12 protein-coding genes are annotated in these 13,549 nt (G+C 57.8%); 5 read left to right on the top strand and 7 right to left on the bottom strand.

What is annotated here, in order from left to right; genetic code table 11:
• The first annotated feature begins 9 nt into the window (after positions 1–9).
• The 3 genes from prmC (at position 10) to EK369_RS01560 (ending at position 3,379) form a co-directional block, all read left to right on the top strand.
• Positions 10–816: a peptide chain release factor N(5)-glutamine methyltransferase gene (gene prmC / locus EK369_RS01550; protein WP_127111928.1), complete on the top strand. Its 807-nt coding sequence runs from the start codon at positions 10–12 to the stop codon at positions 814–816.
• Between the two features lie 215 nt (positions 817–1,031).
• Positions 1,032–1,616 (top strand): DUF4167 domain-containing protein, encoded by a 585-nt coding sequence (locus EK369_RS01555; protein WP_127111929.1) that lies wholly within the window; start codon positions 1,032–1,034, stop codon positions 1,614–1,616.
• Positions 1,617–1,801: 185 nt separating this feature from the next.
• The gene (locus EK369_RS01560) at positions 1,802–3,379 is read left to right on the top strand and encodes a trimethylamine methyltransferase family protein (protein ID WP_164726795.1); all 1,578 of its coding nucleotides are present in this window, start codon (positions 1,802–1,804) and stop codon (positions 3,377–3,379) included.
• Positions 3,380–3,382: 3 nt separating this feature from the next.
• Here EK369_RS01560 and rsmA read toward each other — a convergent pair whose 3' ends face one another.
• Genes rsmA through lptF form a run of 6 tightly spaced genes read right to left on the bottom strand, consistent with a single transcriptional unit; the run spans position 3,383 to position 10,963 of the window.
• Positions 3,383–4,222, bottom strand: a complete 840-nt coding sequence (rsmA, locus tag EK369_RS01565; RefSeq protein ID WP_127111931.1) for a 16S rRNA (adenine(1518)-N(6)/adenine(1519)-N(6))-dimethyltransferase RsmA — start codon at positions 4,220–4,222, stop codon at positions 3,383–3,385.
• Positions 4,223–4,244: 22 nt separating this feature from the next.
• Positions 4,245–5,222 carry a 4-hydroxythreonine-4-phosphate dehydrogenase PdxA gene (gene pdxA, locus EK369_RS01570; protein ID WP_127111932.1) on the bottom strand — a complete coding sequence of 326 codons (978 nt, stop codon included), beginning with the start codon at positions 5,220–5,222 and terminating at the stop codon, positions 4,245–4,247.
• A complete protein-coding gene (locus EK369_RS01575) occupies positions 5,219–6,451 on the bottom strand; it encodes a peptidylprolyl isomerase (RefSeq protein ID WP_164726797.1) in 1,233 nt (410 codons plus the stop codon). The genes pdxA and EK369_RS01575 overlap by 4 nt, the downstream gene beginning before the upstream one ends.
• A gap of 23 nt (positions 6,452–6,474) precedes the next feature.
• The gene (locus tag EK369_RS01580) at positions 6,475–8,649 is read right to left on the bottom strand and encodes an LPS-assembly protein LptD (RefSeq protein WP_127111934.1); all 2,175 of its coding nucleotides are present in this window, start codon (positions 8,647–8,649) and stop codon (positions 6,475–6,477) included.
• Positions 8,646–9,743 carry an LPS export ABC transporter permease LptG gene (gene lptG, locus EK369_RS01585; protein ID WP_127111935.1) on the bottom strand — a complete coding sequence of 366 codons (1,098 nt, stop codon included), beginning with the start codon at positions 9,741–9,743 and terminating at the stop codon, positions 8,646–8,648. The genes EK369_RS01580 and lptG overlap by 4 nt, the downstream gene beginning before the upstream one ends.
• The gene (gene lptF, locus EK369_RS01590) at positions 9,740–10,963 is read right to left on the bottom strand and encodes an LPS export ABC transporter permease LptF (RefSeq protein WP_235871313.1); all 1,224 of its coding nucleotides are present in this window, start codon (positions 10,961–10,963) and stop codon (positions 9,740–9,742) included. The genes lptG and lptF overlap by 4 nt, the downstream gene beginning before the upstream one ends.
• 16 nt (positions 10,964–10,979) lie before the next feature.
• Between lptF and EK369_RS01595 the strand changes: the two genes are divergently transcribed.
• Together EK369_RS01595 and EK369_RS01600 are read left to right on the top strand one after the other, a co-directional pair.
• Complete coding sequence (locus EK369_RS01595) at positions 10,980–12,461, top strand: leucyl aminopeptidase (RefSeq protein WP_127111936.1); 1,482 nt, start codon at positions 10,980–10,982, stop codon at positions 12,459–12,461.
• Positions 12,462–12,932 (top strand): DNA polymerase III subunit chi, encoded by a 471-nt coding sequence (locus tag EK369_RS01600; RefSeq protein WP_127111937.1) that lies wholly within the window; start codon positions 12,462–12,464, stop codon positions 12,930–12,932. It begins immediately after the preceding gene.
• A gap of 10 nt (positions 12,933–12,942) precedes the next feature.
• Here the strand turns inward: EK369_RS01600 and EK369_RS01605 are convergent, their stop codons facing one another.
• A complete protein-coding gene (locus EK369_RS01605) occupies positions 12,943–13,524 on the bottom strand; it encodes a retropepsin-like aspartic protease family protein (protein WP_127111938.1) in 582 nt (193 codons plus the stop codon).
• Positions 13,525–13,549: the final 25 nt, after the last annotated feature.

Here is a 13,549-nt window from a genome sequence, read left to right on the forward strand (position 1 = left end):
GCGGCGCTGATGCTGGCAACGCAAATGCTGAAAGAGGCCGGGATCGACGGCGCACCCCGGGACGCGCGCAAGCTGATGGCGGCCAGCCTGGGCATTGATGCGGGACGTTTGACGCTGCATTCGCAGGATGTGTTGGAAGCCGGGTCTGAAGCGGCGTTCTTTGCATCCATTCAAGACCGGGTCGACCGAAAGCCGGTCTCGCACCTGCTTGGGTGGCGCGAGTTTTTTGGCCGCCGGTTTACCGTGACGCCTGACGTTCTGGACCCTCGGCCCGAAACAGAAACACTGATCGAGGCGGCGCTCGCGCATGAGTTTCGTGAGGTTTTGGACCTGGGAACCGGCTCTGGTTGCATCCTGCTGACCCTATTGGCAGAGCGACCGGAGGCCACGGGAGTCGGTGCAGATCTTTCTGGCGCTGCCTTGTCGGTTGCTGCGCAAAACGCCCGGGACTTGGGGGTGGACGCACGCTGCGAGTTGGTTGAAAGCGACTGGTTCAAATCCGTGGAAGGTCAGTTTGATCTGATTGTGTCCAACCCGCCCTACATTGCGCTTGAGGAAATGGCAGGACTGGCGCCTGAGGTGAAATACGAACCCCGTATGGCGCTGACCGACGAAGGCGATGGGCTGACGGCCTATCGCGCCCTGGCTGGAAATGCGCGCGATTATCTGAAACCGGGTGGTCATTTCCTCGTCGAAATCGGGTGGAGACAAGGGCCGGATGTCGCGGCTTTGTTTGAAGCAGCCGGGCTGACCGGGGTCGTGACACTGACAGATCTCGATGGGCGTGATCGTGTGGTGATGGGGCAGAATCCCTGAGATGCGGCGAAAAAACCACATCTTGTGGAGGGTTTTAATCGAATACCCCTTGTGCCCGCGCGGCAACCGATTTACTCAAGAGGTGTCCGGACGGTGATGCCCTAGCGCGGCTCCCCGGACGCCAAGCCCAAAAGTCGAAACTCGGTCATTCAGAGCGCAAGAGGCGTGAAACGGGTTTTAAGACATCGAATTGGACCAAGGCTGGACCAGAATACATGAGATCTTCCAAATCCCGTTCGCGCAAGAACAACCGCAGTCGGCCCTCGGGCAATATCGTCAACCGTGTGTTTGACAGCTCAGGCCCCGAAGGCAAAGTGCGCGGCACCCCGCAACAGATCATTGATAAATACAACCAGCTGGCGCGCGACTCGCAATTGGGTAATGACCGGGTTGCGACCGAAAACTTCCAGCAGCACGCAGAACACTACATGCGGTTGTTGTCCGAGGCTCAGCGCGAACAGGAAGCGCGTCGCGAAGAGCAGGAACGCCAGAACCGCGAACGCCAGGCCGACCGCGATCGCGAGCGTCAGGAACGCATGGAGCGTCAGGAGCGCGAAGCCAACGGTGCCGACGCAAAGTCCGCAGATCCATCTGAAGCGCCACAGCCTGATGTGATCGACCCTCAGGCCGATCAGGACGCGGGTCTTGTCGAGACCCCAGAGGCCAAGGCCGAAAGCAAACCCAAGCCAGCGCGCAAACCGCGGCGCAAACCATCCAAACCGAAACAGGACGCAAGCGTCGACGACCCAGCACCTCAGCCAGCGGCAGAGGGTGACGGTCCGGTAGAAGCCGCCGAGTAATCTGCCCCTCAGGTTCCAGACTTCATAGCCCGCGACCCGCAACGGTCGCGGGTTTTTCTTGTCACACAGGGCTTGACCGGTTTGACCTCGCGGGATTAGCGTCTAGCCAGCTCAAGTCGGCAGGCAGTGAGCGTAATCGGTGTGTGCCATAGCAATCCATGATCACTGGTCAAAAGGATAAAGTTATGGAAACCAGAGCACTTCAAACCAAACCCCGCCGTCGCGGGCGTCGCGACACTCCACCTGTTAATACTGCACCTGATGCCTTCAACCTGGCGTCCAAGTCTTGTGACACGACCCGGTTCGGGTTCCTGTCCGACAGCGAGATCGGCGCCATGCGGGATCGCTGTTTCGAGCTTTTGGACTCGTACGGCGTTGTCGTCATTCACCCGCAGGCGCGCGAGGCCCTGATCCGAGCGGGTGCCAAGCCTGGTCGGGATGCGGACCGCCTGCGGTTGCCACCGGAGCTGGTCAAAGAAGCCTTGGAAACAACGCCGAAGACGTTCCAGCTCTGCGGCAAGACCCCGCAATTTGATATGACGGTGCCCCGCGCAGATGGCAGTTTCATCATGCGATCGGGCACGGGGGCCCATGGCTACGTCGATCCGCGTGATGCCAGCTACCGCAACCTTGACCTGCAGGCGGTGCGTGAAATGGCGGCTGTCTGCAGTGATCTGAACCAGATCGGCTATATCGCGCATCCTTTTGTGCATGGTGTGCCAGAGGTCACCGCAGACATTCACTCGTTCGCGGAAATGACCGCGCATACGAACAAGCACTGCTGGTTGCAGCCCTATGGCAAAGAGAATGTTGAATACGTGATGCGGATCGCGGCCATTGCTGCCGGGGGCGAAGAGGCTTTGCGCGCGCGGCCAATCACCTCGGTCATCACCTGTTCGTTCTCACCGCTGGAGTTCAAGCATATGGACAGCGAGGTGATCATTCAGGCGGGCAAATACCGCATGCCGCTACATGCCTGTTCCTTGCCTTCAGCCGGGGGCACGGCCCCGCTGACCAGCGCAGGTCTGGTTCTGATGGCAGCGGCTGAAATCCTGTCGATGGTGGTGCTGGCGCATCTTCTGGCGCCCGGCACGCCGGTGATTGCGGTGCCGCTGATGTTCACACTGGACATGCGGACCGGTTCAGCGCTGCAATCCTGTCCAGAGTCGGTGCAGTCCGCGTCGATGGCCGTGCAATTGATGAAACAGGGCTTTGGTCTTCCTACCCACACCTATGGGTCAGGTTCGGACACGCCGGATGTGGATCATCAGGCCATGGCCGAACGGGCCATGCTGACGCAGACTGTGGCCCTGTCTGGTGCGGATATTCTTGGGGGAATCGGACAGCTGGAATGCGCCACGGTTTTCAGCCCGGTTCAGGCCGTGCTGGACAACGAGGTTGGCACCATGGTGCGCAAATTCATGCAGCCGGCAGATGTCAGCGCCGAGACGCTGAACTGGGAGGAAATTCTCAAAGTGCGGGCCGGTGGGCATTTTCTGGACAGTGCACATACTTTGGCGCTGTGTCGGGAGCAGTTCCAACCGGATGTCTTCTTGCGCGAGGGCCGCGATGACTATGAAAAGTCGGGACGGCGGACAGCGTTCGAAGCCGCACGGGACAAGGCCCTGGTCTCAATCAAGGCGGCCCCGGAGGGGGGCGTTCTGAGTGCGGATCAGCGCCGCGAGATCGCCGACGTAGTTGCGGCAGGTGACCGGCATATCGTCGAAGACGTGCGAACCGGCGCCGCAACTCAAGTGATCTAGGGCTTAGCGGGCCACCTCACGGGCCAGCGCGCAGAACTGTTCAAGAGACACTTGTTCTGCGCGTTCCGTGGGCTGGATACCGGCGGCCAACAGGCGATCTTCGATGTCCGGAGCAAGCCCTTTGAGCGCGGCGCGCAGCATCTTGCGACGCTGGTTGAAGGCTTTGGCGACCACATGGCTCAGGACGCCGGGATCGGCCGGGTAGCGCGGCTCGGGCAGGGCGGTGAGGTGCACCACGGCGCTGGACACTTTGGGCGGTGGGGTAAAGGCACCCGGAGGCAGATGCATGACAATCTTGGCCTCGGCCCGCCATTGCGCGAGAATGGCGAGGCGACCATAGGTTTTCGACCCCGGTTTGGCCACGATACGCTCGGCGACTTCTTTCTGGAACATCAAGGTGAGACTCTGCCAGAAAGGTGGCCAGTCCTTTGGGGTCAGCCAGCGCACCAAAAGCTCAGTGCCGACATTGTACGGCAGGTTGGCCGCGACGCGGATGGGCGGGGTCAGATGGGCCAGCGGGTCAATCTCCAAGGCGTCCCCGTTGATGACCTCGAGGCGACCGTCATACGCGGCACTGATCTCGGCCAAGGCAGGCATACATCGCGTGTCTTTTTCTATCGCCAGCACCTTGCGGGCACCTTCGGATAAAAGCCCGCGGGTCAGGCCGCCGGGGCCGGGGCCGATTTCCAAGACGTCACATTCCGACAGGTCTCCGGCCTGACGCGCGATCTTGGCGGTGAGGTTCAGGTCCAGCAGAAAGTTCTGCCCCAGTGACTTGCGCGCGGACAGCCCGTGATCAGAAATCACCTGTCTGAGGGGCGGAAGGCTGTCAATCGCACTCATGGCTTCATCTTTTCGAAAATACTCAAATGCCTGACCTCGCAGCCGCCATGCGGTCCGCCATTTTCAACGCTTCGATCAGACTGGACGGATTGGCGATCCCTTGGCCTGCGATATCAAAAGCGGTGCCATGATCCGGGGAGGTGCGAATGAACGGCAGGCCCAGTGTCACGTTCACGCCGCGGTCAAAGTCCAGCGTCTTGATCGGGATCAGCGCCTGGTCGTGGTACATGGCGATGGCAGCGTCATACCGCGCACGCGCAGCGGCGTGAAACATGGTGTCGGCGGGCAGGGGGCCGATCAGATCATGGCCTTCGTCTTGCATCTTGGCGACAAGCGCTGTCATCCAGTCGCGTTCTTCACGCCCCATGGCGCCGCCTTCTCCGGCGTGTGGATTGAGACCGGCAATGGCGATACGTGGCTCTGAAATTCCAAACTGGGTTCTCAGGCCATTGGCAGTGATCTCAATCGTTTCACGCAACAGATCCGGTGTGAGCGCGCTTGGCACGTCGCTCAGAGCGATGTGGATGGTGGCTGGCACCACCCGCAGCTGGTCGCTGGCGAGCATCATGACAACGCGGTCCGTACCTGCGAGATGAGCGAGGTATTCGGTGTGTCCCGGAAAAGGAAAATCGGCACCGTCCTTCAGCGCTTTCTTGTGGATTGGGGCCGTGCAAAGTGCGGAAGCCCGCCCCTTGAGGCACAGGTCTGTCCCATGAGCGATGGCCTGCATAACACCGATGGCATTGGCGGGGTCGGCCTGGCCTGGCCTGGCCTTGCCTGCAAAATCCAATGGCAGGACCGGCATCGCGTCATGCATCTTTGCTGTCGCCTCAGCGGGGTCAGTGATTGCAACCGCAGGCACCCTGCCGGGCAGATGACCCGGATCGCCGATCCAGAAAAAAGTCAATTCTTCTCGCAGGTTTTCCCACGCCATTTCAGCCAATTCGGGACCGACGCCGGCCGGTTCTCCGCAGCTCAGGGCGATAGGCAGGTGAGTCATTTCTCGATGATCACGGCGTCGGCTTTGAGCTGAGCGAGATATCCACGCGCAAAAGACAACAGACGCTGATTGCGCAAGGCCGCGGCCACCTGTTCGCGCGAGACTTCTTCGCTGAGTTCGGCCGTGCGTCCGCAAAGCATGACCATCAAGAGCTGTTTTTGGCCGCTGGTGGTTGTCTGGGTCAGCAAGGTCGACACTTCGTTGTCGTCGAGTTTGGCAAGCTCGAGTGCAATGTCACGTTGGATTTTACCTGGGGCCACGGATTCGCGGGTCAGGTATTCTTTCGGATATTCGCGAGCCTCGCCAAAGAGGTCATCACACGTGTCAATGCGACCGGCAATGCCGCGCGCAAGGGCGACGTTTTCTTCGGTCCGACCGCCGGGCAGGCGGAAGACCGCATAGTCAATCGCCGAATAGGAGGGCGAAGGAACCGAAGCTTCGGCCTTGCCACGCATCATGAAGAGTGCGACGGCATTCGGCAGTTGGATCGGAGCCGTAATCTCATTCGGGCCCAGCGCCATGATCGCCGGGCGTATTTCAGCGGGCAGTTTGGTGATCGAAAGCCAATCCAGCTTGCCACCGTTCTCTTTTGTTGCAGACTGCGAAAACTGCTGCGCAGCGATCTCAAAATCTGTGGGGGACGTGATGTTGGCCATCTGATTGGCGATCCCCATCACCTGGGCCATGGTCTCGGGGGTGGTCGCCATGACGATTTCCGAGAGCAGCACGTTCATACCACCAGCACCCGAGTTCGACGCGATGGCACGGTCAATTTCAGCTTCGGAGACTTGTACGTTGCGGCCATAGCGCGTTTGGATCAATCCACGCCAGGCAATACCGGAATAGATAAAGTCGCGCAGCGTTTCTTCTGATACGCCTTCCAGTTCCAATGCCTTGACGAGATCCTCTGCGTCCATGCCGACACGTTTCCCGAAGTTGGAAATGCCCGCCAGAACGCCCTCTTCGCTGGGTGCAATGCCAAACTGCTCTGCCTCGGCCACTTGCAGTCGCTCGTTGATCAGGGCGTCTTTCGCTTCCTTACGCACATCGCCAGTGGAGTTCATCAGCGTCATCAGGAGCGCACGCTGTTCGATCTCGTAATAGGTGATGACCTGATCATTCACCAGAACGGCTGGAGAAAACGCACTTTGCGCTGTGGCATTACCTGCCAGTCCCAGGGCGATGCATCCTGCACTGCACAGTTGGGCGAAAAAGGTCTTGGCGGTCATTGCTGCTCTTGTTCCTGCACTGTTTATCCGCATGAGCGGTGATAGCTCTTATCCGTGGACTTAACACTAAAGCCCAACAGGGCCACTGTCAGCCCGATATTCGTCCGGGGATCGCTGTTGGTGGTGTTGATGAAACTGCGTGAGAGGGAAAGTCCCACTTTTACGCATTCATTGCGGTATTCGATGCCGAAACCCGCCTCGGCGGATTGTCCGGCGTGCACGTCATAGCGCCAGTCGGCAAGCGCGGTCCAGTGACGGTTCATGCGATAGCGTGTGTCGATGACCCATTCTGACAAATTGTCCGTGCGGTTTTCCTGCGGATCGGCGCGCAGCCAAAAAAAGCTGGCATCGAGGAAGACCTTATCGTTGGACCAGGTTGCCCGGGCCGAAGCCTTGTCAAATTCACCGTTTGTGTCCACCAGACCGCGCGCCATGAAACTCAGACCGTTGTCGTTACTGATCTGACCCGCCATCAAAAAGTCCGACGGTGAGTCCTGAAGCCCTGAACTGCGGCTAAAGTCTGGATGGGGGTCCTCTTGGAAAACCTGGCCAAAGGACAGATGTGTGTTCCAACCATTGGGGTTGAAACGCGCCCAGTTTACACCCAGCGCTGCTGCCAGGCCACGTTCACGCCGATCACTGGAGGGAAAGCGAGAGAGTGCCAGAAGGTTGCCTTCGTCAAATTCGACCCGTGTACTTTCGTCATTGGCATTTTCCAGGGTGTCGCCGCCGCTCCAGCTGATCTGCGCCAAGGGTTCCAGAGTTTGCGTGCTGCCATCAGCGGCGATTTTGGTCATCGGATAACTTAGGTGCGCAGCGACCACGGGCGTGACCTGGGCTTCGGTGCCTTGATAGACAGCGTCCTGACTGGTGTGGAACCCATCAAACGCCACTTCAGATGTGACCCCGGTGCGCAGGCCGTTTTGCAGAGTCCAATTGCGGCGCCACCATAGGGCCGCAGTGGCACGCGTCACGTCGCGGCCGTCGGCATCCGTATCGTTGTCCGGGCCATCGACATCCGAGCTCGAGTCACGCCAATGGCTGTGCAGTTGCAGTTTCAGGCGCGCTTCGCCTCCGATTGCGGTTGGGAAATACCGCCGCTCGGTTTCGGCCAGCGCGACGAGCGTGGGCAAGGTGCTGTCGTCGTCGTTCGTGCGCAAAGACTTGTAATGTAGAAGCGCAAAGCGTGTGTTCTCATCACGGCGTGTGCGGCGCAGCGTAATGTCGCTGTTCAGGCGATCTTCATCGGAATAATCGTAATCCAGAAGGTAGGAGTCATCAGACACCATTTTGACATCAAAGCTAAGCTTGTAGTCCCGCTCCATGTCAAAGGCGCCTTCTCCGAAGAGATAGTAACGTGGCTGATCAGGGTAGATCGTGTCATCAGATACCGCACCTGACCACGTCATGCGCCCGTCCCGAAAGGCCTGGCGGTAGCGCAGTTCCAGTGTGTTACTGTTTTGCGAGATGAATGGTTTGATCAAGAGGTCGCGGTGGGGCCCAAGCGTCTGGAAGTAGGGGATCTTGATGCCAAACCCGAGTTCCGAGTTTTGGTGAATTTCAGGGATGAGAAAACCGCTGGTCCGGCGCAGCGTGGGATCAGGCATCCGCATCTGCGGAAAATAGAAAACCGGCACATCGAGAACGCGGAACTGTGTATTCTCAAAATAAAGCTGTCGTTCTTGTTGGTCGTGAATCACGCGTTCGGCACGCATCTCCCAAAGCGGGGCTTTGCCGTCATCGCAGACTTTGCATGAAGTGACTGTGGTTTTTTCGAGTACGTTGTAACGTCCTTCAACCCGGCGCATATGGCTTGATGCCAATTGGACCTGATCGGCCAGCACCACACGTGCACTGTGAAGTATCGCGTTGCGAAACTCGGGGTCCAGTTCGGCATAGGTGGCAACGAGGCGCATGTCGGGGCCATTTTGGATGTGGATAGGGCCTGTGACGGTCACCAGATTCGAGTTACCATTGTACTGAATGCGATTGGCCCGCAGCCGTACATTGCCCTGGACGGCTTCGACACGCCCTTCGGCAATCAGGACGTCATCACCATTGAGGTAAACCCGGTCAGCAATCAGAACCACGTTCTCAGAAGGTGGTGCTTCGGGCAGGGGTAGCAACTGCGCGAGTCCGGGAGTGGCCAGCCAGAGGGCCAGCACAACAAGACACATCTTGCGAAGGGCAGCGTTCATCCGTCCTCCATATGCAACAAAAGGCCCAGTGCCAACATGACACTTGCTATCGGTGGCGCCCAAGCAGCCAGAGCCACTGGAATTTGACCATTTTCCCCCAGAATCTGAGCGAAATTCCGAATGTAATAGAGCGCAAAACCTGTAAGCACGGCACCAAGCACCGCGATACCGGTTCGCCCGAATCTGGTGTGACGCATCGTAAAGGCTGAGGCGACCAGAACCATGGCACACAGGAACAAGGGCGAAGCGATCTCCATCATCAGCCAGACTTTATGACGGCGTGAGGAGAACCCTGCCTCTTCCAGTTCCGAAATGAACACCGGCAAATCCCAGACTGACACTACCGAGGGCTTGCCAAAACTGTCGCGAATACGCTCGTGCGTGAGGGTTGACTCAAATCTAAAAATGTCGTGCTGCTTGGCGAGCTCTTCGGGGTTGGTGCCGGGCCTCAAGGGCCATTCAGAGGCATTCCGCAACTCCCAGGCCCCGTCGACAAGTCTGGCGCTATCGGCTTCGATACGCACCCGAGGACCTCCGCCAGGCTCATAGGCCACGATACTGACATCATGAAAAACAGTGGCGTCGCGATTGGTAGAAGACGCGTGAATGACGGCTTGTCCGGCTTCCCCACCCTGACGCAGCCAAAGCCCTTCCGAACTGATCGACAGCGTGCTGCTGCCGCCTGAGCGCAGTTTGTCAGAGAGTGTGTCATAGTGCTCGGACGTCACGGCCACGATGGGATTGATCGTGGTCACTCCAAGGACACCAATCAATAAGGCAACCAGCACCGGCGACAGCAGAGACAAGAGCGCTGAGCGCCCGGCACTGCGCACCACAACAAGCTCACTGGAACGCGCGAGGCTTAGAAACAGGGCGATGGTGGATAGGATCACAACCAGCGGCAGAATCTGATAAAGACCTTCGGGCGCCGTCAGCAGGGTCAAGTAGAGAACTTTTGAAAAGCCGATTTCTTCCACGTCAAAGCGCCTGAGCTTTTCAATCAGGTCTACCATCATGAGAAGTGCCAGAAAAACCGCCTGCAGGCCCAGGAAGATCATCAGAAATCTACGCGCGAAATAAAAGTGGATGATCATGCTTTCACCTCGCGGCGAAATCGGATCGGATTGCTGGCAAGCCAAAGCAATCCGCCAGAAACAAGAAAGCCAAGTGCAGAAGGCAGATAGATCAACGGCCAAAGATCGCCGTTGGCACGGACAGGATCTAGTGTAGCAGAGTGCACCATCTCAACCACCACCAACAGAACAAAGGCAATCAGGATCTGCCGCCAGACACCGAAGCGGCTGAAGCCCCCCAAAAGTAGGGTGGAAAAGCCGATCAGCGCCGCTGAAACCACCATCAGAGGACGGTTGAAGCGGCCGTGCGCTTCTTCCAAGACCTCTCCGATCTCAGTGCCGGTCTCAGAAGCGATGGCGGCTGGATCACGAAGCAACTCGGGGGTGCTGATGAACTCGATGGACCTGGCGCGGGTTTCCGGACGTTTGACAAGAGCGCTGATGTCATAGGTAAAATCTGAGAAGTTCGTGGTAAAAAGTCGGCCTTCGATGTTGTTGTGGATTTGCGATAATCCGTCCACCATAACCATTTTGGGGCCGCTTTCGGTGTTGAGCAGGTAGGACTCAGCCGCCGTATAGGTGGTTATTTCTTTGGGGTTGCGACGGTCCGTAAGGAACACATCCTTGAGGACACCATCAGGAGTTATCTCGCGAATGTAAAACGTCATGCCTGCCGCAGGGTGCAGGAAGGTGCCCTCGGTCAAAAGCCGGGCTGTAACGTTTTCGGTTACATCCTTTTGTCGGTTTTTCAGCCGCTCACTGCTGGTTGGCACCAAAGCGTGCGATAAGACGGCCATCATCAGCATGACGATGATGCCAAAAAACAAAACGGGCCGCGCCATTCGCCAGGGACTAAAGCCTGTGGATTGCATGACCGTCAGCTCACTCTCGCTGCTCAGTCGGTTGGTCACGTAGACTGAGGCTGCAAAGACGGACATCGGGATCACAAGCCAGATCACTTTGGGCAGACTAAGGGCGGAAAACTCGAGGAACACCATTGCCGTCTGGCCATTGGCAATAAGCATATCGAACAACTTTACGGCCCGGTTCACCCAATAGACGGCGACCAGAACAAGCGCAAAGAAGCTGAATAGAATCAACAATTGCGACAGCATGTATCTGTCGAATCTGCTCACGGCGCAAGAATCCCCCAAGTGCCTTTTTTCAGGGGACAATAATGGAATTGAGAAGTCACGGAAACTGCTATCTGGCAAATGTTGTGTGTGCAGGGTAGGAATCACTCAACAATTGGGGAGTATGATTGTGGTTAAACCGGTAACTTTCAATTTTTGCGAAACTGAGATTGATGCTTTGGCCACTGCAGAGGGCCGTATTGCGGTGCTGGTTCCGCCCGAAGGTAAGATGGATGTGGCAGCCCGCCGGATCAATCGCTTGACCAAGGGCGCGCTGGCACGTCTGATCGAGGCGCGTGCGGCTGAAGCCAAACCAGGACAGGCCGTGACGTTGGCCTTTCCGACAGGTCTGGCTGCGGAGGCCGTTGATGTTGTGTTTCTGGCACGCAACGCCGATGTCGAGACTGCCCGCAAAGCGGGCGTAGCCCTGGCAAAGCTGCGAGGAAAATCTGCGCTGACTTTGTGTGCGGGTTCGTTCCGAAAGACCGCGCAAATCCTTATGGGGTTGGCTCTTCGGGACTATGAGTTTGACGATCACAAAAGCGAAGAAGCGCCTGAGGATGCCCGGGCGGTTCAGGTGATGGCCTCAAAGCCAGAAGAGGTGCAATCCGAGGCCGCGCCGCTTTTGGCAATTGCCGAAGGCGTCTTTATGACCCGCGATCTGACCAACGAACCGGCCAATGTGCTCACCACCACCGAGTTCGCCAACCGGCTTGTGGCGATGAAAGACATCGGTCTGGACGTTGAGGTTCTTGATGAGGACAAGCTGACCCAATTGGGTATGGGTGCGCTCTTGAGTGTGGGGCAGGGGTCAGACAGCCCGTCCAAGGTCGTGGTGATGCAATGGAGAGGTGGAGACAAGGACGCTGCGCCGCTGGCATTGGTTGGCAAAGGCGTGGTCTTTGACACCGGCGGGATTTCGCTGAAACCCGCGGCGGGCATGGAAGACATGACCATGGATATGGGGGGGGCCGGGGTTGTTGCCGGTGCCATGCGGTCATTGGCCCTGCGCAAGGCCAAGGCCAATGTGGTCGGTCTGGTCGGCTTGGTGGAAAACATGCCGTCTGGTGGCGCCACACGCCCCGGAGATGTTGTGACGTCCATGAAAGGTGACACGATCGAAGTCATCAACACCGACGCCGAGGGGCGCTTGGTGCTTTGTGATGTCCTGCATTACGCGCAAAAAGAGTTTTCGCCAGCTGGCATCATTGATCTGGCCACGCTGACGGGCGCGATTATCATTGGGCTTGGCCATGACAAGGCAGGTGTTTTTTCGAATGACGACACGTTTTGTAACCGTTTCCTCAAAGCTGCCGAGTCCGAAAACGAAGGCGCCTGGCGTATGCCTCTGGGACAGTCCTATGCCGATCTGTTGAAGTCGCGCATTGCCGATATGAAAAACACCGGTGGGCGACCTGCGGGCTCGGTCACAGCGGCGGAGTTCCTGCATCGTTTTATCGCCAAAGGAACACCTTGGATTCACCTGGACATCGCAGGTGTCGCCAGTGTCAAAGCGGATACGGCTTTTGCCCCCAAGGGAGCAACCGGATGGGGTGTTATGGCGCTTAATCGCTTTGTGTCGGACCACTTTGAAAAGGCCGAATAAATGGGCAAAGCCCTGTTCTATCACCTAACGCGAGATCCGGTTGAGATCACTTTGACCAAGCTGGCGGGGTTGGCGATGGGGCAGGGTTGGAACGTTCTGGTGCGGGCAAAGACGTCGGAGCGTATTGATTGGCTGGATCAGAAACTGTGGGTGATGGGGGGCGATGACAGCTTCCTGCCGCATGGGATGGCTGGGGGGACACAGGATTCCGACCAGCCGATCCTGCTGACCACCAATGGCGAAAACGCCAATGGGGCGGTCTACTTGATGAGCCTGGATGGGGCGGAGATCAGTGCGGCAGAGATTCAGACCGCAGAACGTGGTGTCATCCTGTTTGACGGCCACGACCCGGACGCCGTGGCCCATGCTCGTATCCAATGGAAGGCTCTGACAGACGCAGGCTGTGCCGCCGAATACTGGTCAGAGGAATCTGGCCGTTGGGAGAAAAGGGCTGAGAAAGCAGCAAGCTAGCGGACGCTCTTCACTTAACCAGCATGAGTTTTCCGCCCGAGATCGTGATTTCGCGAAAACGCTGAAGGTAGCTCATGCCAAGAAGCGATTGATCCAGATCGCCACCATTCACACTGGCAGGGACGTTATGGTCCACCAATCCGCCAAGCCGGATTTCATCTAGCCTCACGGGGGCTGTTCGTACCTCTCCATTGGCTGTGTAGGCCCGACCGTAGTAAGGCAGATTGTCAGGATCCAGACCTGCGCGAGCGGCATCGGCTTTGGAAAGAACGATTTCGCTGGCACCGGTGTCGATGACAAAATCGATACGCGTATCGTTCACGTCAAGAGCGAGTCGGTAGTGTCCATCGGCGCTCTGAGGAATGGAGATTGTGCCGGTCCGGTCATCGACGGTGGCTTGGACCAAGACCGTGCTGCGAATATCGCCCCACATGCCATAGGCAGCGATCACACCAACAAAGATCAGTCCCCAGGCCAGAGCCTGTTGCAAAGTCTTTCCAAGGCTGCCGCGATGATTGGTGACAAACCAGAAAATCACCATACTTCCCAGTATGATAAGATAGATCAGGTGACCCGTTTCAAATTCGCTCATGTGACCTCCTTAGACGAGGCATATA

This window comes from Shimia sediminis, assembly GCF_003990645.1.
GTDB classification, from domain to species: Bacteria; Pseudomonadota; Alphaproteobacteria; order Rhodobacterales; family Rhodobacteraceae; genus Shimia; species Shimia sediminis.

Coding starts and splice junctions, on each gene's coding strand:
- prmC (WP_127111928.1), top strand. CDS start 10: ATGCTGGCAACGCAAATGCTGAAAGAGGCCGGGATCGACGGCGCACCC.
- EK369_RS01555 (WP_127111929.1), top strand. CDS start 1,032: ATGAGATCTTCCAAATCCCGTTCGCGCAAGAACAACCGCAGTCGGCCC.
- EK369_RS01560 (WP_164726795.1), top strand. CDS start 1,802: ATGGAAACCAGAGCACTTCAAACCAAACCCCGCCGTCGCGGGCGTCGC.
- rsmA (WP_127111931.1), bottom strand. CDS start 4,222: ATGAGTGCGATTGACAGCCTTCCGCCCCTCAGACAGGTGATTTCTGAT.
- pdxA (WP_127111932.1), bottom strand. CDS start 5,222: ATGACTCACCTGCCTATCGCCCTGAGCTGCGGAGAACCGGCCGGCGTC.
- EK369_RS01575 (WP_164726797.1), bottom strand. CDS start 6,451: ATGACCGCCAAGACCTTTTTCGCCCAACTGTGCAGTGCAGGATGCATC.
- EK369_RS01580 (WP_127111934.1), bottom strand. CDS start 8,649: ATGAACGCTGCCCTTCGCAAGATGTGTCTTGTTGTGCTGGCCCTCTGG.
- lptG (WP_127111935.1), bottom strand. CDS start 9,743: ATGATCATCCACTTTTATTTCGCGCGTAGATTTCTGATGATCTTCCTG.
- EK369_RS01595 (WP_127111936.1), top strand. CDS start 10,980: ATGATTGTGGTTAAACCGGTAACTTTCAATTTTTGCGAAACTGAGATT.
- EK369_RS01600 (WP_127111937.1), top strand. CDS start 12,462: ATGGGCAAAGCCCTGTTCTATCACCTAACGCGAGATCCGGTTGAGATC.
- EK369_RS01605 (WP_127111938.1), bottom strand. CDS start 13,524: ATGAGCGAATTTGAAACGGGTCACCTGATCTATCTTATCATACTGGGA.